Source organism: Bdellovibrio sp. (genome assembly GCF_047637665.1).
GTDB lineage: Bacteria > Bdellovibrionota > Bdellovibrionia > Bdellovibrionales > Bdellovibrionaceae > Bdellovibrio.
The window spans coordinates 164,557-190,557 of sequence record NZ_JBLJBT010000019.1; the positions used below are offsets into that span (position 1 = coordinate 164,557).

Consider the following 26,001-nt stretch of genomic DNA (forward strand, 5'->3'; position numbering starts at 1 on the left):
CGGGCGGATTCTCTTTTTAAAGACGTTGGACGTGAACCTCATGAGCATCACGAAATCTCTTAAAACGGTCGATTCCCTTCATAAAAAAGAACTCAAACTCCAAGGCCACGTTGCTCGCTGGACCCTGAAGCTTCGCAAACATCAGCAAGCTCGTTTGCTGGTGGCCCTTCTTTTTTTTGTGAGTCTTTTGCCCCTTTCCGTGAGTGCGCAGGCTCGTGCAGAAGCCCTGCTGGCTCTGGTTCTGTTGGCCACCTTCATTTTTTTAGTCTTTCGCACAAAAAAAATTCAAACCCACGTTCAGCGACTGACTCAACTTTGGCAGTTTCAGATCCGTCAAAAAAGACGCTGCCTTGGTCAAGCCTCTGGGCGTCCCTGGAAGGCCGCCTTAGAGAACTCCGCAGAGTTCCCCCTCATCAGCGACTTGGGTTTGATCGGCCCTCATTCTCTTTGGACCCTCTTAGATGAAACTTTGACTGAAGGAGGACAAAAGAAACTTCTGCAGTGGATGAGCATCGAACCTCTGGATAAAGAAGTTTTGCAAAAGCGCCAGGAGCATATTCAAAAGCTGCGTTCACAAACCTGGTTTTATACAAAACTCGGCATTGATTCCAACTCCAATGAACTCAATCTTTCAACAAGTCAGATTCAAGACTTCCTAAAGAACTCTTTCGTCAGTCGTCATTTTTCAAAGCTTCTTTTGGCGAATAGCGCACTTTGGATTTTAACTTTGGCCATGGGACTTTACGCTGCCTTGACCGGAATAAAGATCCCGCTGGTTCTCTATTTTCTTTTTCCCGCGCTCAGTCTTTTTAGCTTAGGGTCTGTGGGAACCGTATTTCACCAAGGCATCGGCCTGGCTCATCATCTCACCTCCCTGGTGCCGATCTTTAAAGCCCTTGAGGATAGAGCCTCTTACCATGAAGAGATCAAAGATCTTTGTCCGACCATCCTTGCTGAAAAACCCTCTTCGTCCGCACAGAAGCTGGAATTCATCCTGGGTTTTCTCGGAACCCAAACGAATCCTCTTCTTCATTTCCTCTTAAACCTTTTGATGCCTTGGACCTTAACTTCGGTTTACTTCTTGGAAAGACATCGCCGTCAAATCGCACAAGGGTTTCCTCAGTGCCTCGAAGAGCTCGCTGAATTTGAAGTGCTTGGATCCTTACTCATCTTTGACCGGTATCAAACGCAAACCTATCCCCAGTTCGGCAATAAGGCCACCCTTGAGTGCCAGCAGATCTTTCATCCTCTCTTGGATAGAACTCGCGCTGTTGCCAATGATTTTGCATTCACGGAATCGAAATCCTTGGGTCTCTTGACTGGCTCCAATATGTCAGGGAAATCGACTTTTTTAAGAACTCTGGGCATCAATCAAGTTCTCTCCAATATGGGGGCACCTGTCTTTGCCGATAGATTTGTTACACTCCCGGTAAAAATCGAAACTTGCATCGAGGTCAGTGATTCTTTGCGCGACGGTTATTCTTATTTCTACGCGGAAGTTCGTCGCCTGAAAGACATTCTGCAGGTTGCCGCCAGCAAAACGCCTGTTCTTTTTTTGATTGATGAAATTTTCAGGGGCACCAACAACAAAGAACGACAAATTGGCAGTCGGGCGGTCATTCGTACTCTCGCCCAGGAAACAACGGCTATGGGATTCATTTCAACTCATGATCTTGAGCTGACAACACTCGAGGAGAAAAACCCGTCTCTTCTGAATTTGCATTTCCGTGAAAGCATTGATGACCAGGGTAAAATGGTCTTTTCTTATCAGCTTAAGCCGGGGCCTTGCCCCACTACAAATGCGTTAAGAATTATGGCCGCCGAAGGCATTAAAGTCGAAGAGGCATAAGTCCTCTTCGCGTCCTACTTACATTCACACTTCATCGTCTTCGTTGAATCCAACCCCGTACAACGGAAAGTTTTTCCGTCATGAGGCAACTCCAGGGAATAGATTTTCCCATTACGTTCGACTAGCAAAAGATCATCGCCGTTCTGATAGTAGATACGGCGGGAGAGGGAGCGCCCAACCACGTCTCCGTCACTTTCAAGACTTGCCACAAGGGCGTCCGAAGGATTTGTCATTTGCTCTTTGGACAAAGGAATCTCTTTCTGAGAGCCTCCTTGCAGTGAATAATACTTCAAGGTTCTTCGCGGCTCCGCTGCAGTATCCGGTGAATTTTCAAGATAGATCCGACGAAGCTCTCCCGATTTGGTGCGAATATCCGTCGCAGTCCACTCTTCAGATTGTGTGACCACATCACCCAGATCGGCAGAAATAGCTGTATTCAAATTTTCAAAGTTAAATTCAGATTGTGCATCCAACGGACTGGTCACCATATTAAGACAATGGCCCATCTCTTTCAGATGCTTTTGCAAAGCTTCAAACTTGCCAGCATCTTCCATCTGTGTCGGTAAAAAACCTGACGCCGAGGGTGCGGCCCCGGTCGCCTCATGAGAAGGAATCTCGGCCTTAGATTTTGATTTGGGTTGTTCACCTTCTGGAGGAGGGCTGCCCATCGTTTCCGGATTCACCACCGTCGCCGCATTGTCTCCCTTCCAAAATTGGCAATAAGAGACAGTTAATAAAGCCGCAGCACCGATAACAAGAAGGATTAAAGTGGTTTTTTTCATACCCTTTAGTTATCGGCTGATATCGACCGCCACGTCAATGGGTTCAATCTGCAGCAAGGAAACTCCGGTAAAACGCAGACGCATTTGCAGCACATCAAAAAGCTCGCTGACCTTTTTGCAGCCAGCGCCCTTTAAAGTTAAATACATCAAATAATGAGGCAACCCTGGAGAGTATTCGAACTGCCAATGAGAGATCATCTCACAAGCCTCTCCAACTTCCGGCAGATCTAATGCCACAAACTCTGCCTTCTGAGCCGTCGCGAACGAAAGGGGTTTGTCCTGAAGAAAGGGATCAATCTTATCGAGCACCAGCCCTACGCGCAGGGTGGCCTCTTCCGTAACGGGATTCCAAACCGATGAGTACTCATACTGATGAGGCCCCAAAGAGCGAATCTTAAAGCTCATAGAGTTATACGAAGCATGGCTGTTAAAGGACCACAGACCAACTAATACCATTAAGATAAATACCAGATATTTCATAAGTCCCCCCGTCCCCTTTTATTCAAGCATAATGACTAAAAGCAAGAAAGAGATCTTTGCAGATCCCTCTCTTGAATTGATTTCAGTTTGGTGACAAGAATCGTCAATTACTTGATAAGGCCGATTTCGCGCAAACGTTGCATCAAGAAGTCGTGTCCAGTGATATCAGAATACTTTGCCCCTGTCCCTTTACAAGAAGGTAAGCAACTCAACATCGCCTGAGGATGAGGATGCATGAAAAACGGCATCGAATAACGACTTTGATTCTTACCATCCTGAGGATTGATCACCCGGTGAGTTGTCGAAGGCAATACATCATTGGTCAAACGAGCCAACATATCTCCCACATCCACGATCAGTGTGTCGGGCTCAGACTCAATATCGAGCCAAGTCCCATCACGATCTTTCAGTTGCAGACCTGACGCCGTCGCGGCAGGCAAGATCGTGATAAAGTTAATATCTTCATGAGCTGCGGCACGAACACAGCGTGGATCGACCCCTTCAGGAATCGGAGGGTAATGAAGCAGTCTTAAAATCGAATTTCCGTCTTGAGTCATACGGGCAAAGAAATCTTTGTCGACCTCCAAAGGCATCGTCAAAGCTTCTAACATCACTTTTCCCGCTTCTTCCAAAGAGCTGAACAGCGATATGAAGTGCTGTTTAAATTCTGGAATTTCTGAAGGCCATACATTCTCGGGATACACCTCCTTCAAAGCGTGACCTTCGGGAAGCTCACGCCCCACATGCCAGAATTCTTTCAAATCCATCACGGGAGAATCTTTGGCGTGCTCTTGTCCAAAGGGAGTATAACCGCGTTGGAATCCCGCCTTGGGAGAAATATAAGATTTTTTTACTTCGGTAGGAAGAGCGTAGAACTTTTGCAGAAGCTCGTAAGCCTTATGAAGAGCTTCGGCTTTTACGTTGTGATCTTTAAGGATGATAAAGCCATACTCTTTAAGACCCATGAAAAGATTGTCGATAAACTTCGCACGATCTGCATCGGAACCTTGCGTATAACTTGCAAGACTCAATGTCGGAACTTTACGAAGAGTGCTGTTTTCTGAATGAGAAGCAGTTTCCGTTGTTCTCACGATTCCTCCCTTGTTAGGTTCCCGAGAACTCTAGCAAGTTGCGCAATTAAAAGGCAACAGCAACTAATTATGTGTAAAAAGAATATCTAAAACCCGCACCAGCGTGGGCGTTTCAAATTTGAAATGAATGTCACCATCAAACAAACGAACGGCGTGTTCACTGCGATAAGGAGAGTCGCCCTCCTCGTACCCTCGATAAATCACAGGGCGAGGATCGAGTTTCAAAGTCTCTTCGACGATCTCTCGCAAGGCTCTGTCAGGGTGACGACCTTGCCATTCCGTCATCAATCGTTCTGCATTCTCAGTAAATTCTACAGAAATAGGATCCTTGGAAATCTCCGCTGGCCACCCCGTGCGAGCTTCCGGTAACGCCTCCACTTCGGGAAGATAAGGCTTAATATCTAAGATCGGTGTCCCATCCACAAGATCCGCGCCAGAAACAATGATCCCATCTTTTTCAACACTGATAAGCTCAACCAACGAAAGACCAATCGGGTTCGGACGATGTGGACTGCGAGTCGCAAAAAGTCCCATGGTTTTCCCTTCAAGGCGCGGAGGATGAACCTTGGAATGATAGCGAGCCACTTTGTTCTGATGAAAAACCCAGATCAACCACACGTGGCTAAAGCCTTCCAGCCCCTGAAGGGACTCTTCCGGCTGCAAATCCGCACGAATTTTCAGACGAGCCCACGCCTTCTTCACCAACCCTGGCTGGCGCGGCGTCCCGAACTTATCTCGAAAACAAGACTCTAAATACCCAATAGGCTCCATCATAGGGTACGCCGTACCTTTTTGAATTGCCTCGCGTCAAGAACTTTTGAATAACAAGCTCTTTTCGGGTGACAAGGTTTCGAGAATGCATAAAACAAAGGCAAATAACACAGGGAGGGTCTATGAAACACCTTATTTTGGTAGCAGCTCTCGCATTGGGAGTTGGCAGCACTGGCTTTGCTGGCGAGCTTGATAACGAGTCGTCTGTAACCAATCAATCTATGAACGGGACTGTCGTGATCCGCGTCGATACCCGCAACAACGAAACTTCTGTTCTCGCAACAGACAAGACCGTTGCTAGCGATGCTCAAGCGCAAGTTTTGGCACAAACAGGATCTTTCCAATCTGTTCCTGCTGCTCACGTAAAAAATGAGTTGGATCAAGATGGCGGCGCTTCGAGCTGGTACTTCTACAGCGGATATAACTACTACAGTTACATGTACTGGTATGGTTCTTGGTACACACCTTGTTACTCATACAGCTACAGCTACTATCGTTACTATTACTACTCAAATTATTGGTGGTAAGAAGCGAGGGAGCAGTCCTTCAACGAGGCTGCTCTTCTTTAAATAAAAGGGCGAGCCTCTGCCCATAAGAGGCCTTCATGAAGGGGTTCTGATGAAATTTCTTATCGGCTTGATGAGCGTCTTGTTCTCATTTCATTTTTCTTGGGCCAATTCGCCCTTTGAAAATATGGAAGGATATAAAAACTCACTGGGGTTTTCCAAATTTTATTCCCAACAAAACCCCGGGCGTCGCCTGAAGGTGGCCGTCTTAGACAAGGGCTTCCACGGATACCAACGTGAAATTGGGCGCACTCTTCCCGCGGGAACACGCTATGTTCCAGGTCCTGTGGCGACCCCCGAAAATCAAAATGTTGAGCACGGACTTAAGATGGCGCAAATCCTGATCTCGTTGATGACGGATGATATGCGCGCCACTCAATGGATGCCAGAACTGACCCTTTACAACGTTTTTGGTTATTCTAATTTTAAAGCCGCCATTGACGATATCCTCACTCAAAAAGTCGATCTGGTCCTGTATTCCGAAGTTTGGGAGTACGGCGGAAACTTTGACGGCACAGGCTTTATCAACAATGAAGTCAATCGCGCCACCCGCAATGGCGTCATCTGGGTGAATGCTGCCGGAAACTTTGCTTTAACAACTTACAATGCTCCCATCCACACTGTGAAAGACGAATGGGTACAGCTCCCTGATCAAAACAATGCCTTGGCGATTCGCTGCGAGAACCGCAACGTAAAATGCCCTATCAAAGTGGTTCTTTCCTGGAACGACTTCAAAAATGACGTTGAGTTAGGAACTGACAAGGATTTGGATTTGGCTTTGACCGACGATCTTTTAAATATCGTGCAAGTCAGCTCTTTAAAACAATCCAAAGATCCCCAAGAAAATCGCCCTGGGTATTCCAAATATCCTCGCGAGATCATCTCGGCGGAGCTCTCTCAAGGTCTTTATTTTTTACGTGTAAAAAACCGTTCGCAGAACTTTAGCAACCGCGATCAACTGCGCATCACCGTCGATGGTGAATTCATTGTCATGCCTTCTCATTCGCAAGGCGAGTCTATTCTAAATCCCGCCGACAACACCACCGTGATCACCGTCGGTGCTTCAGACTCTGAAAGATCTTCTGTTTCGTTCTCGAAAGACAAGCCTGATCTTTTGGCTCCCTCGTCGATCCGTGTTGCTAATGGTGGTGAATACCGTGGCAGCTCCAATTCTGCGGCGATGGTGGCCGCGGGCCTCGGCCTTTTGAAATCACAAGAACCGCGCATGACCCGTAAAGATCTTTTGGACGCTGTGAGCTCCAAATACTCTTGGGAGCAACGAGGTCTTTCCTTGAATCTTCTCGGTTTTGGACCGACGGGACCGGGGTGCTTCATTGATGTGATTTATAATCCCGCTCCGGGATATATCCGAGACGTCTTGAGCAAAGGCGGAGTTCTGGTCGAGACAACCGCCGCTGTTCGCGTGATGGTGCCGTTTGATCCTCTCGTGATAGCGCCTCACCTTCGTCGCAATCTCTTAAACGATATGATCGTCGCTTTGCCACAAGGCGGTTACGCGATTTATCCTCGTCGTGCGATGATTCCCGCAGGAGCTGTTGAAATCTTCCAACGCCCCCTAGAAGCGGGCCTGTGTCGCCCAACGCCGGTGAACGGAAAGAACTTCCACCTTTAAATAGTTTTGATGAGGTCACTCACTTTAAAAAAAAGAAGTGGTGAGTGATCTTCTTCACTGACAACGCGTTTCGAGAAAACCGTTCCCGAATTGACAACAATGAATCGCCTTCTGCATTTGATAGTTCATCGTACGAACAAAGGCCGCCGGATCTTCGGCCGCTTTTGAGTCACTATCGACACAATTCTTTTTGCCTTCCCTGCCGACGGTCCTACAGACCTTCTCGACCAGACCGCTGCTCGAATATGCAACTGATCTTAGCTGCCCAAAGGGATACACGGTATTAAAGAGACTGTTTTTTTCAAACTCGACCGATCGAATACTCTGATCCGCATCCAGCTTGGTCCGAATTCTATCACCATTCGGAGTTTTAAACTCAACAAGATCCTTCTGGCACTTCGTCACTTCCGGCGCCTGAATAGACTGTTCATAAGTTTTTCTAATCACCTCGCAGGTGGTTCGATCACTCTTAAGATGAAACTTCTGTGTTTCCCAGTCTTCCCCAAGAAACTCAATCACCTTCGGAGTCAGGCCAATCGCCGGTCGGCAATAGGGATCTTGCACCCAATCGTGATATCCCCGTTCACTACAACCGGTGTTTTTAATCTCGCTAAAATACAACATAGGTCCTTCCAAAATGGAAAGTGCCGCTGCAACTCCGCCGGTGGAAAGAACATGCACCAACCCAGCCCCAAGTTTTCTTCCACCACTAAAAGTCGCATGAGCGAGAGAGCGGGCGCTCAGATTTTTTACTCCATATTTAGAAACGGCGGCGGAGAAGTGTTCCTGGATATAAAGTCGATTTGCCAAGGAGCCCAACCGCAATGGCGAAAGGCCTTTATACTGAAGACCCTTGGTGATTGTAGAATATCTTTTCTCTAAAAACTTCGCCAGTTCCCGATCTTCCGCCGAGGTAAGAAAGCGGCTGGCTTTCTCCATTTTTCTGCCAAATTCCTCGGAAGAAACCGGCGACATCCCTCGATCCACCAGATCCGCAATTTTCTCGATGCGTTCCACTTTGGCTTTAAGATCGGGATTCCCCTTTACGCCAAGTCTCTCTTCGGCTCTCTCTAAGATTTCCTTGTCACTGGCATTCAACGAATCAACAATCGATCGATCCAAGCCCTTACCAAACCCCTCTTTATAAAGAACCTGATAAAAAGGCCTCCCATCGGGAGCTTTGACGGAGGGGCGTACCTTGGCCTGATCGTGAGCATCAAGAACATGTTCAACTTGAGCACGATCAAGCCCCTCGAAAAGTTCAGGGTGAGATTTAAATAATTCCATGCCCAGGGCTTTAACTCGAGCTCGATGTTTTTGCGTATGTTCGTAAAACTCTTCCACAGAGCCCACAAGCCTATCGCTTTGCGTTCTTGTGTCGATAGTCTTCAGCAACCTCCACGCGGAGGTCACGGCCGGCCCCGCTAAGGGCGAAATGCCGCCGCTGCGAACATCCGTTGAAAAGCAAGATTTTGGTTCGGGCAGCCCCGCGTAGGAGTGAGCTTCAATCGGAGCCCAATTCTGAAGAGCTCTTTTACACACATATAGGGATTCATTTGCACCACATGCGACCTCGATTTGTAAACGCTCGAGCATGCCCTGTACCTTCGCATCATCCATGCCACAAACAGCAAAAGTTTGATGCGAAATTATCGTAATAACTATGAAAAGCAGATGAATCCTCATCATTTGAAATATCGGAATTTCAAGGAGGTTCTTTATATTTATATAATGAAAAGCCAGACCTTAGACCATAAAAAAAGCTCCGAGATTTTATCTCGGAGCCCTATTCTTTGTTTTGATTCAAAACAACTCCACTAACTTAAAAATTGCCAGATCTTCTCATCAAACCATCTTTATTTTTGATGATAATCTCTTTCCCATTAAGGTCGATCAGACCCTCATTTTTAAACTCAGTTAAATGACGAGACAAAGACTCATTGATGGTACTTGCCAACTGTGCAAACTCGTTGCGGGTCAGCTTCAAGTTCAATGAAATTCCATTTGGAGTTTGCACCCCAAATCTGTCCGCCAACAAAACCAACTGATAGGCGATGCGCTCTTGGACGGAGGCCAAATAGTGCAACTGACTGATCATCTCGAAAGATTCCAAATCAGTGACCGCCTGATTCAACAAAAGTTTCACCAAGGGACTGGCCTGAGCCATGGCCACTTGAATCAACTCCCGCGGGTAAAGCCATAAAACTGTCGACTTCACCGCTTTGGCGTGACTTTGAGTCACTCCGCCTTTCACCAGAGCCTTGTAGCCGAAGTACTCCCCCGGGGAGACTAACTTCGTCACATATTCATTGGTCGTAGTGCGTCCGCGGGCATGAGAACGATTCACTACAACCTTAACACAGCCAGATTGCACGTAATACAGACCCTTCGCCGGCTCCCCTTCTTTGAAGATCATTTCTTCTTCCTTGAGATGAATGACTTCATAAGGAACGTTTGAAGTGTTCGGAATGCTTAGGTTTTGATTGCCCATAAAACCGAGGGAGTTTACTCCGCCGTTGAGTATTGTTTGAGATTCCATACTCTTTTACCTCCGAGCTTTCTTCGTTGGGTTAAATGTTGAAGCCATCCTAAACTGGTATTATACACCCTCCTAATTGAAATTTAGACATAACTGACTTGTAACGGCCTCCCCTTTGAACGTCCGACATGGTTTTGACTTGACTCACAACGACGAGTCCCCTACCTTCAGCACCACATAAATTTAGGAATTTTTTTGTAATATCAACCGCTTAATGCCTGCTAAAAGGCACCTCAGTTAAGCGTCAATGAAGGGTTGCAAAGATGGTAAAAAGTATTCTTACCGCCCTGTTAATTGTGTCATTCAACATTTCTTCTTACGCAAACCCCCTAAAAGTGGGTTTGGTTCTCGATAAAGGCGGCAAAGACGATAAATCTTTTAACTCCGCAGCCTACCAGGGAGCTTCGAAAGCCGAGAAAGATCTTAAAATTGATTTGAAATACGTCGAAGCGACGGACACAAACGCCATTGAGAATCTTCACCGCTCTTTTGCTCGTAAAAATTTTGATCTAATCATCGGCATCGGCTTCGCACAGAAAGACGCTGTAAAAAAAGTGGCGGCTCAGTTTCCTCAAGTTAAATTTGCCATTGTCGATGGTGAAGTCACCGCTCCGAATGTTCGGTCTCTTCTTTTTGAAGAACATGAGGGCTCCTTCTTGGTTGGAGCCTTGGCGGCGATGAACTCAAAATCCAACTCCGTAGGATTTGTCGGCGGAATGGACATTCCCCTCATTCGTCGTTTTGCGATGGGATACGCAGCAGGGGCCAAATACGTAAATCCAAAAATCAATGTCAGCGAAAACTATGTGGGAGTCACTGGCGAGGCCTGGAACAATCCTGCCAAAGCCAAAGAACTGGCGCTGGCTCAATACTCCAAAGGGGCTGATGTCATTTTTGTGGCTGCGGGAGCTTCTAACACCGGTGTCTTCGACGCTGCTGAAGAAAAGAAAAAATTCGCCATTGGCGTCGATTCCAATCAAAACTGGATCAAACCCGGCGTCATCTTGACGAGCATGATGAAAGCCGTGGATGTAGCGGTTTACGATACGATCAAAGAAGCTCAGGCCGGAAAGTTTACCGGAGGCATTGTTCACTTTGGTTTGAAAAATGAAGGCGTGAATTACACCGTTGATAAATACAACGAGAAGTTAATCACTCCCGACATGAAGAAAAAGGTCGAAGAGATCAAAAAGAAAATCATCGCCGGCCAAATTCAAGTTCCTGACTACTATAAAAAGAAATAGTGATGACAGTTCCAGCGGTTCAATTTCAAGGAGTCTCCAAGTATTTCGGCGAAGTCCGCGCCAACTCGGATATTTCTTTTTCTGTTTTGCCTGGAACCATTCACGCCATCGTCGGCGAAAACGGCGCGGGTAAATCCACAGCCATGAAAATTCTTTTCGGAATGTATCGCGCTGACAGCGGAGACATTCTTGTTCATGGCAAACCGGTGTCTTTTCGTTCTCCGATCGAGGCGATGACTTCCCGAATCGGTATGGTTCATCAGCACTTCATGTTGGCAGAACCTTTTTCCGCATTAGATAATATTCTATTGCAACAAAAGGGTTCTGCTTTTTCATTGTTGCCTCGCAAAGAACAAAAGAAAAGACTCACCGAGATTGCCGAACACTACGGATTCGTTTTGGACTTAGAAGCCAAAGTCGAAGACCTTTCTGTCGGTGAACAGCAGCGAGTTGAGATCTTAAAGATCCTCTCTCAAGATTCAGAAATTCTTATTCTGGACGAGCCGACGGCCGTACTTACACCTCAAGAGGTTCAAGATCTTTTTAAAAATCTTCGTCGCCTTCGTGATGAGGGAAAGACCATTCTAATCATCACTCACAAACTCAAAGAGGTGATGAGCTTAACCGACTCCGTCACGGTTTTTCGCGCAGGGCGCGTTGTTGGACAGAAGAAAACGGCTGAAACAAGTGCCGATGACTTAGCCGAGATGATGGTGGGACGTCGTTTGCAAAAAGCACAAGAACGTGAAACCAAAGTCGATCCGAACCAGGTCCTTCTACGATTCGACAATGTGTCAGCAAAAATGGGAAATCACGCGATTCATGAAATTCAATTGCATGTTCATTCTAAAGAAATCGTCGGTATCGCCGGGGTCGAAGGCAACGGCCAAGATCTCATTATTCGCAGTCTTCTGGATGCCACGTCTCTTGATAGAAACTCTTTAACAGGCCACGTGTCCCACGAAGGCACTTTGGGAGCTTTTCCTGAAGATCGCCTTAGACTCGGCGTCCTTCCTGCGCGCCCAGTCTATGAAAACTTCATCCTGGGACAACATAAAAGCCCTCTATTTTCACGCGGCCTCTTCCTCAAAGGGAAAGAAGTCATTTCCAAAACTCAAGAAATCATGAACACCTATGATATTCGCCCACACAATCCTCTTTTGAGTTTTGAAAAGCTTTCGGGTGGAAATCAACAAAAGTTGGTCGTCGCTCGCGCCCTTTCTCAAAAACCACAAGTGGTCATTGCTGCGCAACCCACTCGCGGTGTTGACATTGGCGCCATTGAATTTATTCACAATCAACTGCGCACAGCTCGCGACGAAGGGGCTGGGATTCTTTTGATTTCTTCGGAGCTGGACGAATTAATGGCGCTTTCAGATCGCATCGTTGTTATTTACAAAGGGCGCCTGGTCGCGGAATTCACACGCTCTCAATTTGATGAAGTGGCCCTTGGAAAAGCCATGGGATGTGGAAAATGAGACGTCTACTTGGTTTTGTGATCGGACTTGTTGTCGCTCTTCTTTTGACCTTGTTTGCCGGCGAGAATCCTTGGCATATTTTTTTGATTCTGACCAAGAGTGCCTTCGGCTCCATGTACGATCTAGGTTTGACTCTGTCCTATACGACTCCGCTTATCTTCTGTGGACTTTCGGTTGCGATTGCTTTTCATGCGGGTCTTTTCAATATCGGAGCTGAGGGGCAACTGACGATGGCCGTAGTCACCGCTGCCGCTGTGGGAGTTTTATTCCCGGAAGTTCCGTTTCCCTTAGCGCCTCTGGTGGCCTTCAGCGCCGCCCTTCTGGTCGGTGCCTTTTGGGGATGGATTGCGGGATGGTTGCGGGCGTATCGCGGCAGCCATGAGGTGATTATCACGATCATGCTGAATTTTATCGCGGCAGGTTTGGCCAGTTGGTTCACGCTGAAAGTGATTCCCAATCCCCATTCACAAAACCCTGAAACCGCCCTGGTGTCTGCAAACTACATGTTTAAGGACTACGATTTGATCGCTCGCCTTTTCCCGGACACTCCAGCCAATGCCTCTTTGGGATTCGCGATTGTTTTTGCTCTTTTGATGTGGATATTCCTCTGGAAAACCACCTGGGGCTTTGAGTTGAGAGCCGTTGGCTCGAATCCCGAGGCGGCTCATCGCGCGGGAATCTCTGAAAAGAAAATGCAAATGCTGGCCATGGCTTTGGCCGGAGCCCTTGCCGGCTGCGTGGCGCTTTCAGAAGTTTTAGGAAGTGCGGGTCAATACCGCATGGGTTTTTCTCCCGATTATGGATTTATCGGAATTGCTGTCGCCTTGCTTGCCAACAACAATCCTTTGGGAATTATCGCAGCGGCCTTCTTAATGGGAGCTCTTCACAAAGGAGCCTCTGACCTGGATCTTGAAACCAGCACGATCACCCGAGATTTTTCTCGAATCATTCAAGCCCTCATTATTTTGGGTGTGGCCGCTCAAGGCTATTGGGAATGGATGAAGAAGAAAAAGAGGAGGAAGAACTAAATGGAACTCACCGCCTTATTTCTCGCTCTTCTTTTTGCGACACTGCGTTTGGCGACACCTTTGATTTTTGCAGCCATGGGTGGCTTTATGAGTGAACGCTCTGGTGTTGTGAATGTCGCGCTTGAGGGTTTTATGCTTTCCGGTGCTTTTGTGGGAGCCGTGGTCGGTCATCAGTTTGCGTCCGCATGGATGGGCTGGGTCGCCGCCTTACTCATCGGTCTTTGTGTGGGTGCATTGTATGCTCTTTTTGTGATTGAGCTTAAAGCCGATCAAATTATCTCGGGGATGGCTCTCAATCTTCTTGTGATGGGACTCATTCCCTTCATCACAAAAATTCTTTATAACTCCACCGGATCAACACCCGCTTTACTTGTTGAAGACCGCTTTCGTGTTGAACCGTTGGTAATGGCATTGCTTCTTGTCGGCGTTTTAACTTTTTGGCTGTATAAAACACGTTCGGGACTTTGGTTGCTGTTTGCAGGCGAACACCCCCAAGCCCTTCTTGCCAGTGGAGTCAGTGTTCGCAAAGTTCACTGGGCGGCTGTGTGCGCCAGCGGAGCCTTCGCCGCATGGGGAGGCGCAAGTCTGTCGCTTTTCCTCGCATCCTCTTATTCTCCTTTGATGACAGGTGGAAGAGGCTTTATGGCGCTGGCGGCTCTGATCTTTGGTAAGTGGAAACCAGTTCCTGCATTTCTTGCCTGTCTTTTGTTTGCTTTTGCCGACGCCATGCAAATTCGCCTGCAAGGGGTTCGTATCGGCGAGGTAGAAATCCCTGTCCAGTTTGTACAAATTCTTCCTTATCTTGTGACTATCATCGCTTTGGCAGGCTTCATTGGAAAAAGCCGTTCCCCCAAAGCCCTGGGGCAAGAAGGATTTTAGTTTTTAAATCGAGGTTCTTATGAAACATCTTATCCTCTGTCTTCTTTTTCTCACTTCTTCACAAGCTTTGGCCTGGGGAGGTCGTGGACACGACACCATTTGTCGCGTCGCCAGCTTCTTAGTGAAAGAGCCCGGCCTTAAAGACTATCTTCAAAACAAACCACAAATGATGGGGCACTTGTGCAACATGCCGGATTTTTATTGGAAGAGTCTGGGCGGAGACGCGAATAAGTTAGGTAACCCCGCTCACTTTATTGATATCGAAGTCATTGGCTTGGACGTGAAAGACATCCCTGTCGACTATAAGAAATTGGTCGCCGATTTCACGGGCAAACCCAATAAATTTAAAAATGACGGTTCGACGATCAAATCTATTCCTCAAGAGTTTGGCTCTTCATGGTGGCGCGTAGATCAGTTCATGCGTCTAATCGAAGGCCTGGCAAAAGAGTTTTCTTTGGCGCCTCCGCCTGCGAACTTCAAAGAAGAGCAAAACAATGATCTTCCTTACAACAAACTTGCTTACCAGATGGTGGTTTCCATGGGACTCATGGGTCACTTCGTCGCAGACAACGCTCAGCCGTTTCACACGACGGCCGACTATGATGGCTATGCGAGCGGGCACGGTGGCATTCATGCTTATTTCGAAGATCAAGTCGTAGGACAATTCGACGGAGACCTTGATTATTTAGTTCTTAAAGAAGCTCGCCAAATGAAAAATCCAGAGTTTCTAAAGCCGAAAACTTCGATCGAGAAGATGAAAGTTCTGAGCGTGATTTCCAATAAAGAGATCCCACGCCTTTTGAAGCTGGATCCTATTAAGAAAAAGTCGACCTTAGTAAAAGAAAAGGGCATGGAACTTAAAACGGCCGCAGAAAGGGAACCTGCTTCTGTCGCCTTTAAGAAGATGAAACCCCTCATCGTCACAGAAATGGCACGAGGCTCTGTTTTGCTTGCCCACCTATGGGATGAAGCCTATCGCAGCGCTGGAAAACCAAAAATTGGTGCTTATAAGTCTTATAAATATCCCTTCACAGTGGATTTTGTCGCCCCTGATTATTTTGAAAATACAGAACCCAAGGAAACAAAATAGAGAGATTTTCAAGTCTCGACTTTATGGTCGAGACATTAAATTTTACACATCTCACTTTCACAAATAGGAAGAGTGTTAAAATAGAACTCTGATGAACAACGATGAAGTTCTTTAAATACCTAGCCTGGATGGCTACCACTCTTATCTGCTCCTTGGGGGCTCGGGCTTCAACCTCTGAAGTTCTCGTGGGTGTCTACGATTTACCACCTCACATTATTATTCCTGCGCAAGGGACGCCTCAAGGTGCGGCCCCTCAGTTTCTAAAGAAATACGTCTTTCAAAAAAGCTCCCTCAAGATCCATTGGGTCGCGGCCCATTTCGCGCGAACTATGATCGATTTAGAAAATGGGCGTTTAGACATGGTTCTTCTTGTTGCGAAAACTTCCGAGCGAGAAAATAAATATATCTTCTCAGAGTCCCCGCTTTATCAAACTCAATCAGGAATTGTCGTAAAGAAGGACTTCAAGATTCAAAAGATCCAATCACTCCATGATCTGCAGGGGCTTTCCTTGGGGCACGATCTGGGTTCGATCGTGCCGGACTATTTCAAGGAGACCGGGGTCAAATTTCATTTTGTCTCGGGGCAGGATTACTTCAAAAGAAATCTGCGTCTTCTTAGATCGGGGCGCATTGACGGCTTTTTTGTACCGACCTTTTCACATGGGCTTTATAAGCTTAAAAAAGACCATCTCTTGTCTGAATTTTCGATCTTGGAAATACCCGCCAGACCTTTAAAGCTGTATATCATTTTTGGCAAAAAAACAGATCCCCAGTTGATCAAAGCCGTAAATACCGCGCTAAAAAATCACGGTGATCAATACCTTAAAATACTCCATCAGCTGCTATAAAATGACGTCTCACTTTGAGAAGAACAAGCCCTTCCTGGGCTGCTGTCTCTTCTCTAGACACCTCAAGCGCCCTTTATTCCCTTTTAGGTAGGCACAGAGATCGCATCTTTCCTTGATGGATTGACCCCACAAGGAGAGAGAAATGAAAAAGCAGTTTAAACTGGCATTGGCCGTAATTATGGTCCTAGGCTCTGTGAAAGCCTTCGCAATGACTGAGGAAGACATCATGATCATGAACACCGAGGGAAAAATTGAGGCCGCCATGGGCGAAGAAGGCTGCTCGACCTGCGAAAGATTTGATTTCATGGAAGGTAAGATTGAGGCGGCGGCGGCAATGAACATGAAATTCATCGTGCAAGACGCTCAAAAGAAGGTCTCTGAAATCAAAAAAATCGGGAATCTCATCGGCACCTCTATGGAGGACTCGCAAGGGCTTATCAAGTTTATTGGAGAAAAAGAACATTTTGCAGAACTTGCTCTTAACGAAATGAAACGCATTGAAAAGGTCAGTGAGTCTTTGTCAGGAGAAAATCTTTTTAACGCTCACTCAAGAATGATCAAACTTGCTTCTGAAATTCGTTCTTTAAATGAAGAAACTCAGATGACGGTTGATAAGATTCTTGCGGGTCGATAATTGAAGCTAAACTTAAATGCTTGCGGAGCCTCGATCCCCTCGAGGCTCTTTCTTTTTTTAAACACCCTCTGACGATCCTAACGATGTGAGATCGTACTTCCCGCAGAGGCCAGCATCACGCAGACAATTGCAATCCACTGATGAAAACTTAAAGATTCCTGAAGAAATAAAAAGCCCATAAGAGTCGCCACAACCGGTTCTAAACTCATGAGAATTCCGAAGGACTTCATCGGCAGGTTTCGCAGGGCTTTCATTTCTAATGAATAAGGCAAAGCACTTGAGAGTATCGCCACCAAAATTCCCATCGGAAGCAAGGAAACATCTGCGATCTGTGATCCATTGAGAAGAACCCCAAAAGGTACGGTGACCATCGCAGCAAAAGCCATCCCCCAGGCCGTCACCTGAAGGCTGTTCCCAGACTTTGCCGCCGACTTTCCAAAGACAATATAGAGGCCCCAGAACAGCCCCGCCCCCAAAGCGAAAATCACCCCCATCACATCCAAGTTTGAGTTGTTTGGGGTCAAGGGCAAGATCAGATAGATGCCCATTGCCGCCAGTAAGGCCCAAATCAGATCTACTATTTTTTTTGAAGAAAGCAGAGCCACGGCGAGAGGACCTGTGAACTCTAACGCCACGGCAATGCCCAGAGGAATTTTTTCTAAGGCAAAATAGAAAAGCAGATTCATACACCCCAATGAGGCACCGTAGGCTGCAATCATAGGAACACTTCGCCAAGAAATCTTATGTTTCCACACTTTCGCAACAACCAGCAGAATCAAAGCCGAGAGCGAAACTCTCAATGCTGTCGTCCCAGCCGCTCCCGCCAATGGGAAAAGTTGCTTGGCGACGGATGCTCCATATTGAATCGAAAACATCGCCATAAGAATTAAAAGAATGGAGGATAACAGGGGTCGCCGCAAAAAATCTCCTTAGAGGCTGTTAGAAATCTAACAGGTGCGCGCGCTGTCGGTCACTCAAGGTCATCTTAATCTCATCATGAGATTCAACCGTTCTAAGTACTTGATACTTCGTTGATGAATTCTCAAATTCGATCAGGCGCCGTGGCACGCTCCTCGCAATGAGTGTAGGTATACCGCTTGTTGCAAAGGAGTTCAAAATGACAATCACGAAAATCATCACAGCAGCTATCATCACAATCTCTGCAACAACTTCTTTGGCAGCCACAAAATGTGATCACAAAGGTAATAGCGGTCTTTTCGCAAACACAAACCCTTCAGTTGTTAAAACTCAGGTAGCTAAAGCTGGCACTGCTTCTTCTCAGACTGGCACACGCTAATTCGCGAAAAGAAATTAACTAAGCCCCCTAAACCCAGGCACCCTTCCCCCAAGGACCTGGGTTTTCCTTATCGTACCTGGGCTCTTCTTTTTTGATGTCTTATCTTTATTTAGCAAAAGATGTTTCGCAAGCCAGGGCTTCCATTTTGAAAGCGTTGCTTGCATTCGCTAGGTAAACAGGATCCCAACCGTCAGTGCAATTCCAATGAGTCAAACCCGTATCTGCCGAAGGAGTGTAGTTCAGATCGTAGGCATCAACGGCAGCTTGATGGGCACTGCTAGAAGCATTAAGCCCATCAGCCCCCCATGATGCGGTCGCTGTCCCATTTGTCATAGACCCTTCACCCATCTTATAAGTTGAGTAGCTTGTTCCTGAAATTGTTGTCTTTCCGTAGAAATCGGCTGTCGGCAACATGCCTATCCCACTGAAACCCAAGATGTCTATTGCCGAACTGGCTTGAGTCATTCTAATGGTTGAGCTTCCCACCGTAAAGTTCACGGTCTTATTAAGCCAAGCACCACCTGAATAAGTTCCAGTAATGATCGCGTCCACATACGAACCGAGGCGCACTTTCGTGGTGTTTGTCGCACCATCATAAGACAAGGTCAGAGTCGGCGTAGTGCTATTTTCACAGACAGTCGCAGTCAAGGTGCTGACGCTGCCATCGGCCCCTTTGGTTACTTTGAATTTATAGCGAGAAATATCATCGAAACCTAAAGCATAGTGGTCAGATCCATCATCAAAACCTGAAACCGTCGTCGCATTATTACTTAAAGCCTTTGCATAGCATGAGAATAAATCAGCCGCTGCTCCTGCGATATAAAAGCCCGTGACGGCAGAAAAAAATTGCTCCCCGTAGCTGCTGGCGGAGCCTCCTGTCGGCCAAGTTCCTCCTTTAATGGAAATCCCTGCACTCATCGGGTTCACACCCAACGAAAGAAATCCTGCACCTGAAACAGGTCCCGTTACAGCCGGAGTCAATGTATTCGCGGAGGTTCCGCCACCTGTGCTACCGCCGCTGCCGCCTGAGGAACAGGCCACCAAAGAAATCATCGCTGAACATGCAGCAAATGCCTTAACAACTGATTTTGTCATTCATACATCCCTTCTCTGTGAAGTCTGCTATTGATCAAAATCAAAATTAATCCAAGAAAGAGACGAAATGAATGACGTTTAGGTCTAGTCGAGATCCGTTTTCTAAAAGCTCAAGTTGCTAAAGCTGGTACTGCGTCTTCTCAAACTGGTACACGCTAATATCAGAACTTAACAGCTGCCAAAAACCAGGCTTTCTTTCCCCGAGAACCTAGTTTACCTTTTTCCGACTCAAACTAAAGTTTAATTTATTTACATCCGAAGAGGTTTGAACTTGGAGGTAAAATGTCTATTAATTTTAAGCACACACAAACTGGATTAATTAAAGAATGTCCTGAGGGTTTCTCTTGGACCTACTTCTTTTTTGGCCCCATAGTTGGCATGATTAGAGGAATGTGGACGCCTTTTTTTGTAAGCTTATTTACATTTGGGTTAGCGAATCTATATTACATGTTCAAAATTAATAAGACATATGCATCACAATTGATGGAGAAGGGATTTATTCCAGCAAGCGATGTGGACCATCAAAAGCTGGTATTGTTAGGTCTTCTTACGCCCAAAGAGAAACATCACGTAGCTTAAGTCCATCGAAAAAACCCAGGTAGAGATCGCTCCACTGGGTTTTTCGCTCCACCTATAGAATGATGGGTGTTCCGTCGCCCGAAGAACAAACTAAAGAAGTCATCGCCGAACACACAGCCAAAACTTTGAGCTTAATATAAGGCGAGGACTGAGTTGTTTACAACGGTACTATTCATTCACGGCTAGTTTGATATCACGTGGATTATCGACTCGTTGTGAGGCGTTCATAATCTCGAAAGCAACAACATTGCCGTTCTCATCATAGTCTAGAATGACTCCCGGTTTTTCTTCACTACTTTCTGCGATTGGAACTTCACATAGAATAATTCTCAAAATATCGACCTGAGCATCATATGTAATTTTCATCTTAGCCCCCAGTACTTTTTTAATTGAGTTGTTTTATAGGCCGTAATTATGAGTATTGGCGATGCTTTTACATTCACCACAATCCGAAGCAAGTATAACCGCCTATTGGGAAAAACAACACAAGATTGAAAGACTTTTGTCCCGTTATAACCATCAACAATCTGTTCTGGATGAAGAAGGACTGAGATTGCCAAATCTTCGGGTATTTCCCGGCGCCTTAACTCTTCCTCAGCATGTTTCGAAAAAATGTAAAACACAGCCTCTCCTCTGAAATTTGCCATTACATTGAGGCGCCATGCAAAGAGTGTGAATAGAATAAACTTGAACAATTAAGACTGGAGAATAATCCAATACGAGATTCGGAAGGATCCAACAAGAAGTGGACCGCCGTACAAATAAAAAAGCCCAGGGGTTACCTGGGCTTTTAGCGTTCTACATTACGCCTTCAAATTAGAAGTTGTAAGTGTAAGATACGTTAGACAACAATTGGTCAGAGTTGATAGTACCTGCACCCGCTTGAGTGAAAGTAGCATCAAGCATACCTTTGTTCAACTTGATACCAACACCTGCAGCAGCAACTACAGAATCAAGATCTGTTGCGTCGCCAGCTCCGCCAGGAGTTTTGTCTTTAGTTGTGTTCAAAAGAACATTTTGTTTGATAGATCCGCGCATAACCATCCAAGAAGTTGCGTTAGCTTCGATACCAACCCAAACTGGAAGAGCTGTAGTCTCAGAATCATCTTTGATTGTTTCCATGCTGTATGCAACACCGTAGAATACGTTTGCATCGTCGTTTTTAGCTACTGTGTTGATGAAACCAACATTCAAGTTAGTTTTTTCAACAGTTGCTTCAACGCCAGCGACTGCAGAAGTGTCACCTTCGATTTTAGACATCTTGTAGTCTGCATAAGCGTGCATAGAATCAGACAAGTTGTAACCAAAACCAAGCTTAGTGTTCCCTTTGCTTTCAACAGTGTGAGTTACACCAGCGATTTCTTCTTCAGTTTTACCAGCAAGACCCAACACCAACTCAGCTTCCCAAGTTCCGTTAGTCACACCAGCCGCGATTCCCATAGAAGTCGCTTTTTGTTTTTTAGAATCGTCTTTACCGTTGCTGTACTTCAAAGTCGCGCCCCAAGAAAGGTCACCAGACTTCATGCCGTAGAAAAGATTCATTGGGTTTTGCTCTTCAAGAACAGTGAAGTTCAAAGGCGCACCAGAAGCAGTTCTAACTGCCGTGTTGAAGTCAGCAGATTTACGACCGAAGTAGATACCGTAAACAGACTCACCGTGCTTCTTAATCAAACCACCTTCAGCGTGAGGCTCTTTAGCCGCGCCATCACCGGATTGACCCCACTCAACAGTTACCAACTCACCAACAGAGTGAAGAAGGTATGGTCTCTCGAATGTGTATTGTACGTCTACCAATTGACGTGAGTTCGCCAAAGCACTTACACGTGCCTTAGACGCCATTGCAGGAGCTGCTGCCATAGTCAAAGCTGCTACTACTAAAAGTTTTTTCATTGTTGCATCCTTTCGTTTGCGTATTTGTTTAAAAGTCTAAAATCCTTAACTTTTAAATTTTTCTAATTCTGTACATAAAAAATGCTAATGAGGACCTAGGCCAAGATCAACAACAAAAATTTTTGGCCCCCTTTACATCGCCTAAAATTTCATCAGATCTTTTTCACTCTGTTGCTTCCAGAGCACAGTCTCCACTGCCGACACCCGTTTGTTCTTTCGCTAATTTTTTCTCACCACTCATCGCCTTGAAATCCGCTCCCACAGCGAATTTTAAGACAACAACACCAACACCCACTTTACCTGCGATTTATCTTGAGTGAGGCGAATTAGCGACCATCTCTTGGTCCATTTTGTGGACCTCTTCTGACCATTGACGCAAAACTTCATAATAGAGTTGGCGCACTAGATCATGGTCTAGTTTTACTCCTTTTTTACGTTACAGAACAAAAGCAAGAGCCATACTCTTATCCAAATTAAAGACTTCAAGTCTTATATAAAAGGAGATCGCGTGAATATTTTGAAAATCCTCATAGTTAATCTACTGATGGGGTCCAGCATCGCATATGCGGCCGATATTGCCGGAATTACAGTCAACGGAGAAGTTGGCTTTGACTACAACTTCTTGTCCACCAAAAGCAAAGCCATTCCCTACACTGGTGATGCCACCAATGAAACCTATCGCCTCAATCAAGCCCAAGCTCTTTTAAAGAAAGAGACTGATCAGATTTCCTTCTTGGGACGCTTGGTTTATGTCCCCACTCAATATTCAAAAGATGGAACTACTAATAATAAGGCCAACCTTGGAACTCTTGATCAAGTGGAAGTCTTTTATAAGGCAACTCCAAAACTTCAAATTGGCTTCGGAAGATTCCTCACTACGATGGGCTATGAATCTTTGCTAAAATCTGAAAACGCCACCTATAACAATACCATCGCTTATCAAAGCATCGTTCCCGGCTATGGCGAAGGTTTACGCGCGAAATATGTGGCAACTGACTGGCTGATCGTAACCCTATCCACTTATAACCAAACGACTTACAGTGTTTTTGGAGAAGACTACACACCAACAAAGACCACAGAACTTTCTCTAACAGGCGTTTTGGGCAACTTCACCTGGTTTGCCGGCTACCTTCTTGGCACCGATGCCGCCGTGGCCCCAACAACAGGAACTGTGGACAAATCTTCTTCGAGCGTGTGGGCCTGCTATAAGATCTTGGATAATCTAATGGTAGCCGTCACTTATGACTCTTACACGCGCAAAAATGAAACATCTCATACGCAGTGGGCGGATTCCGCGAGCACCATTATCACTTATGGTATCGGCATGCACAACTTTGCAGTCCGATATGAAATGGTTCGAGGAGCCAATGAGATTGGTTACGGAGCTGCTGAAACTGTCAACTCCACAACTATTTCAGATAAGCTTGCCTTGAACGACAATTTCAAAATTTACCTCGAATATCGTATGGATCAGGCCGACAAAGAGGTGTTCTTTGATACCGACGGTCTAGTCACCAAAAAAGAGGCCGGTCTCTTTACCCTGGGAGCTCTTGCCAGCTTCTAGCACTATCTTGCAGGCTTCATGGCCATGAAGCCTGCCGCGCACCAAGATCCTCAGAACGAAAGAATATTCTTTTACACTTCCTAAGTTGTGCTAATCTCAAATAAAAGGAAGCACAGCCTGAAAATGCAAAAGAAAAAAGTCCTCAACGGCACCATCAAAAGACACCCCGACGGATTCGGTTTTTTTATCCCCGACGATATCGACCACGCTGACGTTTATATTCCTCGCCACTCGATGGAAGGAATTATGACTAATGACAAGGTGGCCATAGAAGTCTTTCCAGAAAAAGGTGGTGAACGCTTTCGCGGTGAAATCCTTCGCGTTCTTTCTCGCGGAACCAAAACTGTCGTGGGACGCTTCTATAAAATGAATGAACGCACCGGAGCCATTCGCGACGAAGGCAAGGGCTGGGGCCAAGACTTAAAAATCAAAATGGAAGACTCTTTGAATGCAAAAGACAAAGAGTTGGTGGCAGCCGAGATTTTGACTTATCCCGAAGAAGGAAAGTCGTTCACCGGAAAAGTCACCGAAATCATCGGCAATGCCCTCGATCCTTTGACGGACATTAAAAGAGTCATTCGCTCTAACAATATTCCCTTAGAGTTTTCAAAAGAAACCCTCGAAGAAGCGAAACACTTTAATGAAGTACCTGATGAAAAGGACTTCAAAGGTCGCCGAGATCTTCGCGACAAGAGCCTAATCACGATTGACGGCGCCACTGCCAAAGACTTCGATGACGCCGTCTACGTGGAAACCACCAATGAAGGTTTCTTATTGTATGTCGCCATTGCGGATGTCAGTCATTACGTCCGTATCGGAAGTGCCATCAATAAGGACGCCTACGAAAGAGGAACTTCCGTTTACTTCCCAAATTATGTCGTCCCGATGCTTCCCGAGGTTCTCAGTAACGGCCTTTGTTCTTTGAACCCTCACGTTCCTCGTCTTTGTCTAGTTGCCGAAATGCTTTTTGATTTCACCGGCGAGATGAAGAGCTCTGACTTTTATGAGGCGGTGATGGAAAGCAAAGCCCGTGTCACTTACGGTGAGGCCCAGGAAATCATCGACGGCAACGAGGTTGAAAAGTTAAATCACGTCAAAGAACACATTCTAAGACTTTCTGATCTAGCTAAAATCCTGATGGCGAAGAGATTCAAAGAAGGCTCTTTAGATCTAGAAATTCCCGAAACAGAACTTGTCATTGATGGCGCCGGAGTTCCTATTGATATCCAGCGGTCCGAACGTTTGTTCTCACACCGCTTGATTGAGGAAATGATGTTGGCGGCCAACGTGGGTGTAGCAAAATTTCTTTCCAGTCGAAATATCCCGGCTCTTTACCGTATTCATGAGCCCCCCAATGAACAAGCCATCCGACTTCTTGAAAAATATCTGGAAAACTTTGGCGGCAAAACCAAGCTCAACCAAGGGAAGCTGCAAAAGCGACTTACCAAAGCTTTGGAAGAGTTTGAAAATCGCCCCGAAGCTCAGATTCTAAATATTCTGACTTTGCGATCCATGAGCCAGGCGAAATACAGCATGAATAATGTCGGCCACTTTGGTTTGGGTTTTGAGTTTTATACTCACTTCACCTCCCCCATTCGTCGTTATCCCGATCTTATCGTGCATCGTTTGTTAAAAAACCAGGTTATGCCGAACTCTCAATACCGTTTGATGAGTGAAGACGATCTTGCTTCCGCAGGAACTATTTTGTCTGCCGCCGAACAGCGATCCGTCAAAGCCGAACGCCAAGTGCAATCCATCAAAAAAGCGCGTTTCATGGAGAAATTCGTCGGCCAAGAGTTTGACGGCATGATCAGCTCTGTGGCGAAATTCGGTGTCTTTGTTCTTTTAAGAGAATATGACATCGACGGATTGGTCCGCCTGGATGATTTGGGTGGCGACCGCTTTGAGTTTGATGAAGAACATCTGCGCCTGGTCGCGAAGCGATCGGGATTTGCCTACAGCATCGGCGACAACATTCGTATTCAAGTCGCGGCCGCAGACCCAGAACTTGGACAGATCAATTTTATCGTGGCCGGCGTTGAGGCGACCGAGGAGGCAGAAGAAAAGACCTCTGCTGAAGTTTCAGCCGAACGGTTCCTCAAAAAATTGCACAGCAAAGGCAAACCCCCACGGGAAGAAAAATTCGACAAAGGTTCTCGTCGTTTCGAAAAGGGTGGCAAAGAAGAGTCCCGTAAAGAGTTTAAAAAAGGTCCTCCGTCAGAAAAAAACAAAGACTTTAAGAAAGATAAAAATCAAAAGTCGAAGTTTTTTAGAGACTCAAGACAGGACAAAGAAGGTCAGGCGCAAAAGATCCAAAAGATCGAAAAGCAAGCCAACCTCCGTCCCCAACCACGCGATGATGAACGCTCAGGTCCCGACAAGACTTTACTCGAGATGATCCTTGGTCCAGCAGAGTATCGCAAAGCCAACGGCGAGACCTCTGCTAAAGACAAGCCCAAACTCAGTAAAAAATTGATGTTTGCCGAACAGTCTAAACTCCGAGATAATGACGACTATTCGGAGAAGAATAGTGACAGCCTTAAAGACCGGAAGCCAGATCGGAAAGACTCTAAAAAACGCGGCAAGACTGAGAACGATCGTCGGGGTCTTCGCAAAGCACGGCTTTCATCAGGTCGCGGAAAAGGTAAAGCTCGGTAAATTCAT

General features: G+C 46.1%; 26 protein-coding genes. 14 read left to right on the plus strand and 12 right to left on the minus strand.

Going from position 1 to position 26,001, the window contains the following annotated elements; genetic code table 11:
* Positions 1 to 40 precede the first annotated feature (40 nt).
* Positions 41 to 1,849 carry a MutS family DNA mismatch repair protein gene (locus tag ACM64D_RS06255; protein WP_415062337.1) on the plus strand — a complete coding sequence of 603 codons (1,809 nt, stop codon included), beginning with the start codon at positions 41 to 43 and terminating at the stop codon, positions 1,847 to 1,849.
* A gap of 14 nt (positions 1,850 to 1,863) precedes the next feature.
* Here the strand turns inward: ACM64D_RS06255 and ACM64D_RS06260 are convergent, their stop codons facing one another.
* The 4 genes from ACM64D_RS06260 to tsaA all read right to left on the minus strand — a co-directional run bounded on the left by ACM64D_RS06260 (position 1,864) and on the right by tsaA (position 4,976).
* Positions 1,864 to 2,631, minus strand: coding sequence for a hypothetical protein (locus ACM64D_RS06260; RefSeq protein WP_415062338.1), 768 nt, complete (start codon positions 2,629 to 2,631; stop codon positions 1,864 to 1,866).
* A gap of 9 nt (positions 2,632 to 2,640) precedes the next feature.
* On the minus strand, positions 2,641 to 3,111 hold the full coding sequence (locus ACM64D_RS06265; RefSeq protein WP_415062339.1) for a hypothetical protein: 471 nt from the start codon (positions 3,109 to 3,111) through the stop codon (positions 2,641 to 2,643).
* 107 nt (positions 3,112 to 3,218) lie between these two features.
* Positions 3,219 to 4,202, minus strand: coding sequence for an isopenicillin N synthase family dioxygenase (locus tag ACM64D_RS06270; RefSeq protein WP_415062340.1), 984 nt, complete (start codon positions 4,200 to 4,202; stop codon positions 3,219 to 3,221).
* A gap of 63 nt (positions 4,203 to 4,265) precedes the next feature.
* Positions 4,266 to 4,976, minus strand: coding sequence for a tRNA (N6-threonylcarbamoyladenosine(37)-N6)-methyltransferase TrmO (gene tsaA, locus ACM64D_RS06275; RefSeq protein WP_415062341.1), 711 nt, complete (start codon positions 4,974 to 4,976; stop codon positions 4,266 to 4,268).
* Between the two features lie 119 nt (positions 4,977 to 5,095).
* On the opposite strand from tsaA, the gene ACM64D_RS06280 reads away from it, so the two are divergent.
* Positions 5,096 to 5,500 (plus strand): hypothetical protein, encoded by a 405-nt coding sequence (locus ACM64D_RS06280; RefSeq protein WP_415062342.1) that lies wholly within the window; start codon positions 5,096 to 5,098, stop codon positions 5,498 to 5,500.
* 91 nt (positions 5,501 to 5,591) lie between these two features.
* Positions 5,592 to 7,172, plus strand: a complete 1,581-nt coding sequence (locus tag ACM64D_RS06285) for a S8 family serine peptidase (RefSeq protein WP_415062343.1) — start codon at positions 5,592 to 5,594, stop codon at positions 7,170 to 7,172.
* Between the two features lie 54 nt (positions 7,173 to 7,226).
* Here ACM64D_RS06285 and ACM64D_RS06290 read toward each other — a convergent pair whose 3' ends face one another.
* Both ACM64D_RS06290 and ACM64D_RS06295 read right to left on the minus strand, forming a co-directional pair.
* Entirely contained in the window at positions 7,227 to 8,768 is a 1,542-nt protein-coding gene (locus ACM64D_RS06290) for a hypothetical protein (RefSeq protein WP_415062344.1), read from the minus strand.
* Between the two features lie 226 nt (positions 8,769 to 8,994).
* Positions 8,995 to 9,711 carry a Crp/Fnr family transcriptional regulator gene (locus ACM64D_RS06295; RefSeq protein ID WP_415062345.1) on the minus strand — a complete coding sequence of 239 codons (717 nt, stop codon included), beginning with the start codon at positions 9,709 to 9,711 and terminating at the stop codon, positions 8,995 to 8,997.
* Between the two features lie 263 nt (positions 9,712 to 9,974).
* On the opposite strand from ACM64D_RS06295, the gene ACM64D_RS06300 reads away from it, so the two are divergent.
* The 7 genes from ACM64D_RS06300 (at position 9,975) to ACM64D_RS06330 (ending at position 16,912) form a co-directional block, all read left to right on the plus strand.
* Positions 9,975 to 10,955 (plus strand): BMP family lipoprotein, encoded by a 981-nt coding sequence (locus ACM64D_RS06300; RefSeq protein ID WP_415062346.1) that lies wholly within the window; start codon positions 9,975 to 9,977, stop codon positions 10,953 to 10,955.
* Positions 10,956 to 10,957: 2 nt separating this feature from the next.
* Positions 10,958 to 12,433, plus strand: coding sequence for an ABC transporter ATP-binding protein (locus ACM64D_RS06305; RefSeq protein WP_415062436.1), 1,476 nt, complete (start codon positions 10,958 to 10,960; stop codon positions 12,431 to 12,433).
* Complete coding sequence (locus tag ACM64D_RS06310; RefSeq protein WP_415062347.1) at positions 12,430 to 13,461, plus strand: ABC transporter permease; 1,032 nt, start codon at positions 12,430 to 12,432, stop codon at positions 13,459 to 13,461. Before ACM64D_RS06305 ends, ACM64D_RS06310 begins: the two co-directional genes overlap by 4 nt.
* Positions 13,462 to 14,340 carry an ABC transporter permease gene (locus ACM64D_RS06315; RefSeq protein WP_415062348.1) on the plus strand — a complete coding sequence of 293 codons (879 nt, stop codon included), beginning with the start codon at positions 13,462 to 13,464 and terminating at the stop codon, positions 14,338 to 14,340.
* A 19-nt stretch (positions 14,341 to 14,359) separates the two neighbouring features.
* Positions 14,360 to 15,430: a hypothetical protein gene (locus ACM64D_RS06320; RefSeq protein WP_415062349.1), complete on the plus strand. Its 1,071-nt coding sequence runs from the start codon at positions 14,360 to 14,362 to the stop codon at positions 15,428 to 15,430.
* A gap of 101 nt (positions 15,431 to 15,531) precedes the next feature.
* A complete protein-coding gene (locus ACM64D_RS06325) occupies positions 15,532 to 16,278 on the plus strand; it encodes a substrate-binding periplasmic protein (protein WP_415062350.1) in 747 nt (248 codons plus the stop codon).
* A 142-nt stretch (positions 16,279 to 16,420) separates the two neighbouring features.
* Entirely contained in the window at positions 16,421 to 16,912 is a 492-nt protein-coding gene (locus ACM64D_RS06330; protein WP_415062351.1) for a hypothetical protein, read from the plus strand.
* 77 nt (positions 16,913 to 16,989) lie between these two features.
* Here ACM64D_RS06330 and ACM64D_RS06335 read toward each other — a convergent pair whose 3' ends face one another.
* Complete coding sequence (locus ACM64D_RS06335) at positions 16,990 to 17,793, minus strand: EamA family transporter (protein ID WP_415062437.1); 804 nt, start codon at positions 17,791 to 17,793, stop codon at positions 16,990 to 16,992.
* Between the two features lie 236 nt (positions 17,794 to 18,029).
* Between ACM64D_RS06335 and ACM64D_RS06340 the strand changes: the two genes are divergently transcribed.
* Entirely contained in the window at positions 18,030 to 18,209 is a 180-nt protein-coding gene (locus ACM64D_RS06340; protein ID WP_415062352.1) for a hypothetical protein, read from the plus strand.
* A 105-nt stretch (positions 18,210 to 18,314) separates the two neighbouring features.
* On the opposite strand, the gene ACM64D_RS06345 is transcribed toward ACM64D_RS06340, so the two are convergent.
* Positions 18,315 to 19,304 carry a hypothetical protein gene (locus tag ACM64D_RS06345; protein ID WP_415062353.1) on the minus strand — a complete coding sequence of 330 codons (990 nt, stop codon included), beginning with the start codon at positions 19,302 to 19,304 and terminating at the stop codon, positions 18,315 to 18,317.
* A 282-nt stretch (positions 19,305 to 19,586) separates the two neighbouring features.
* Here ACM64D_RS06345 and ACM64D_RS06350 point away from each other — a divergent pair, with 282 nt between their 5' ends.
* Positions 19,587 to 19,883: a hypothetical protein gene (locus tag ACM64D_RS06350; RefSeq protein WP_415062354.1), complete on the plus strand. Its 297-nt coding sequence runs from the start codon at positions 19,587 to 19,589 to the stop codon at positions 19,881 to 19,883.
* 168 nt (positions 19,884 to 20,051) lie between these two features.
* On the opposite strand, the gene ACM64D_RS06355 is transcribed toward ACM64D_RS06350, so the two are convergent.
* The 4 genes from ACM64D_RS06355 to ACM64D_RS06370 form a co-directional block, all read right to left on the minus strand.
* Positions 20,052 to 20,249 (minus strand): DUF2283 domain-containing protein, encoded by a 198-nt coding sequence (locus ACM64D_RS06355; protein ID WP_415062355.1) that lies wholly within the window; start codon positions 20,247 to 20,249, stop codon positions 20,052 to 20,054.
* Positions 20,246 to 20,530, minus strand: a complete 285-nt coding sequence (locus ACM64D_RS06360; RefSeq protein ID WP_415062356.1) for a DUF4258 domain-containing protein — start codon at positions 20,528 to 20,530, stop codon at positions 20,246 to 20,248. Before ACM64D_RS06360 ends, ACM64D_RS06355 begins: the two co-directional genes overlap by 4 nt.
* Positions 20,531 to 20,699: 169 nt before the next feature.
* On the minus strand, positions 20,700 to 21,740 hold the full coding sequence (locus ACM64D_RS06365; RefSeq protein ID WP_415062357.1) for a hypothetical protein: 1,041 nt from the start codon (positions 21,738 to 21,740) through the stop codon (positions 20,700 to 20,702).
* 196 nt (positions 21,741 to 21,936) lie between these two features.
* The gene (locus ACM64D_RS06370) at positions 21,937 to 22,068 is read right to left on the minus strand and encodes a hypothetical protein (RefSeq protein ID WP_415062358.1); all 132 of its coding nucleotides are present in this window, start codon (positions 22,066 to 22,068) and stop codon (positions 21,937 to 21,939) included.
* Between the two features lie 213 nt (positions 22,069 to 22,281).
* Between ACM64D_RS06370 and ACM64D_RS06375 the strand changes: the two genes are divergently transcribed.
* Both ACM64D_RS06375 and rnr read left to right on the plus strand, forming a co-directional pair.
* The gene (locus ACM64D_RS06375; protein ID WP_415062359.1) at positions 22,282 to 23,337 is read left to right on the plus strand and encodes an outer membrane beta-barrel protein; all 1,056 of its coding nucleotides are present in this window, start codon (positions 22,282 to 22,284) and stop codon (positions 23,335 to 23,337) included.
* A gap of 123 nt (positions 23,338 to 23,460) precedes the next feature.
* The gene (rnr, locus tag ACM64D_RS06380) at positions 23,461 to 25,995 is read left to right on the plus strand and encodes a ribonuclease R (RefSeq protein WP_415062360.1); all 2,535 of its coding nucleotides are present in this window, start codon (positions 23,461 to 23,463) and stop codon (positions 25,993 to 25,995) included.
* Positions 25,996 to 26,001 lie beyond the last annotated feature (6 nt).

Coding starts and splice junctions, on each gene's coding strand:
- ACM64D_RS06255 (WP_415062337.1), top strand. CDS start 41: ATGAGCATCACGAAATCTCTTAAAACGGTCGATTCCCTTCATAAAAAA.
- ACM64D_RS06260 (WP_415062338.1), bottom strand. CDS start 2,631: ATGAAAAAAACCACTTTAATCCTTCTTGTTATCGGTGCTGCGGCTTTA.
- ACM64D_RS06265 (WP_415062339.1), bottom strand. CDS start 3,111: ATGAAATATCTGGTATTTATCTTAATGGTATTAGTTGGTCTGTGGTCC.
- tsaA (WP_415062341.1), bottom strand. CDS start 4,976: ATGATGGAGCCTATTGGGTATTTAGAGTCTTGTTTTCGAGATAAGTTC.
- ACM64D_RS06280 (WP_415062342.1), top strand. CDS start 5,096: ATGAAACACCTTATTTTGGTAGCAGCTCTCGCATTGGGAGTTGGCAGC.
- ACM64D_RS06285 (WP_415062343.1), top strand. CDS start 5,592: ATGAAATTTCTTATCGGCTTGATGAGCGTCTTGTTCTCATTTCATTTT.
- ACM64D_RS06290 (WP_415062344.1), bottom strand. CDS start 8,768: ATGCTCGAGCGTTTACAAATCGAGGTCGCATGTGGTGCAAATGAATCC.
- ACM64D_RS06295 (WP_415062345.1), bottom strand. CDS start 9,711: ATGGAATCTCAAACAATACTCAACGGCGGAGTAAACTCCCTCGGTTTT.
- ACM64D_RS06300 (WP_415062346.1), top strand. CDS start 9,975: ATGGTAAAAAGTATTCTTACCGCCCTGTTAATTGTGTCATTCAACATT.
- ACM64D_RS06305 (WP_415062436.1), top strand. CDS start 10,958: ATGACAGTTCCAGCGGTTCAATTTCAAGGAGTCTCCAAGTATTTCGGC.
- ACM64D_RS06310 (WP_415062347.1), top strand. CDS start 12,430: ATGAGACGTCTACTTGGTTTTGTGATCGGACTTGTTGTCGCTCTTCTT.
- ACM64D_RS06315 (WP_415062348.1), top strand. CDS start 13,462: ATGGAACTCACCGCCTTATTTCTCGCTCTTCTTTTTGCGACACTGCGT.
- ACM64D_RS06320 (WP_415062349.1), top strand. CDS start 14,360: ATGAAACATCTTATCCTCTGTCTTCTTTTTCTCACTTCTTCACAAGCT.
- ACM64D_RS06325 (WP_415062350.1), top strand. CDS start 15,532: ATGAAGTTCTTTAAATACCTAGCCTGGATGGCTACCACTCTTATCTGC.
- ACM64D_RS06330 (WP_415062351.1), top strand. CDS start 16,421: ATGAAAAAGCAGTTTAAACTGGCATTGGCCGTAATTATGGTCCTAGGC.
- ACM64D_RS06335 (WP_415062437.1), bottom strand. CDS start 17,793: ATGGCGATGTTTTCGATTCAATATGGAGCATCCGTCGCCAAGCAACTT.
- ACM64D_RS06340 (WP_415062352.1), top strand. CDS start 18,030: ATGACAATCACGAAAATCATCACAGCAGCTATCATCACAATCTCTGCA.
- ACM64D_RS06345 (WP_415062353.1), bottom strand. CDS start 19,304: ATGACAAAATCAGTTGTTAAGGCATTTGCTGCATGTTCAGCGATGATT.
- ACM64D_RS06350 (WP_415062354.1), top strand. CDS start 19,587: ATGTCTATTAATTTTAAGCACACACAAACTGGATTAATTAAAGAATGT.
- ACM64D_RS06355 (WP_415062355.1), bottom strand. CDS start 20,249: ATGAAAATTACATATGATGCTCAGGTCGATATTTTGAGAATTATTCTA.
- ACM64D_RS06360 (WP_415062356.1), bottom strand. CDS start 20,530: ATGGCAAATTTCAGAGGAGAGGCTGTGTTTTACATTTTTTCGAAACAT.
- ACM64D_RS06365 (WP_415062357.1), bottom strand. CDS start 21,740: ATGGCAGCAGCTCCTGCAATGGCGTCTAAGGCACGTGTAAGTGCTTTG.
- rnr (WP_415062360.1), top strand. CDS start 23,461: ATGCAAAAGAAAAAAGTCCTCAACGGCACCATCAAAAGACACCCCGAC.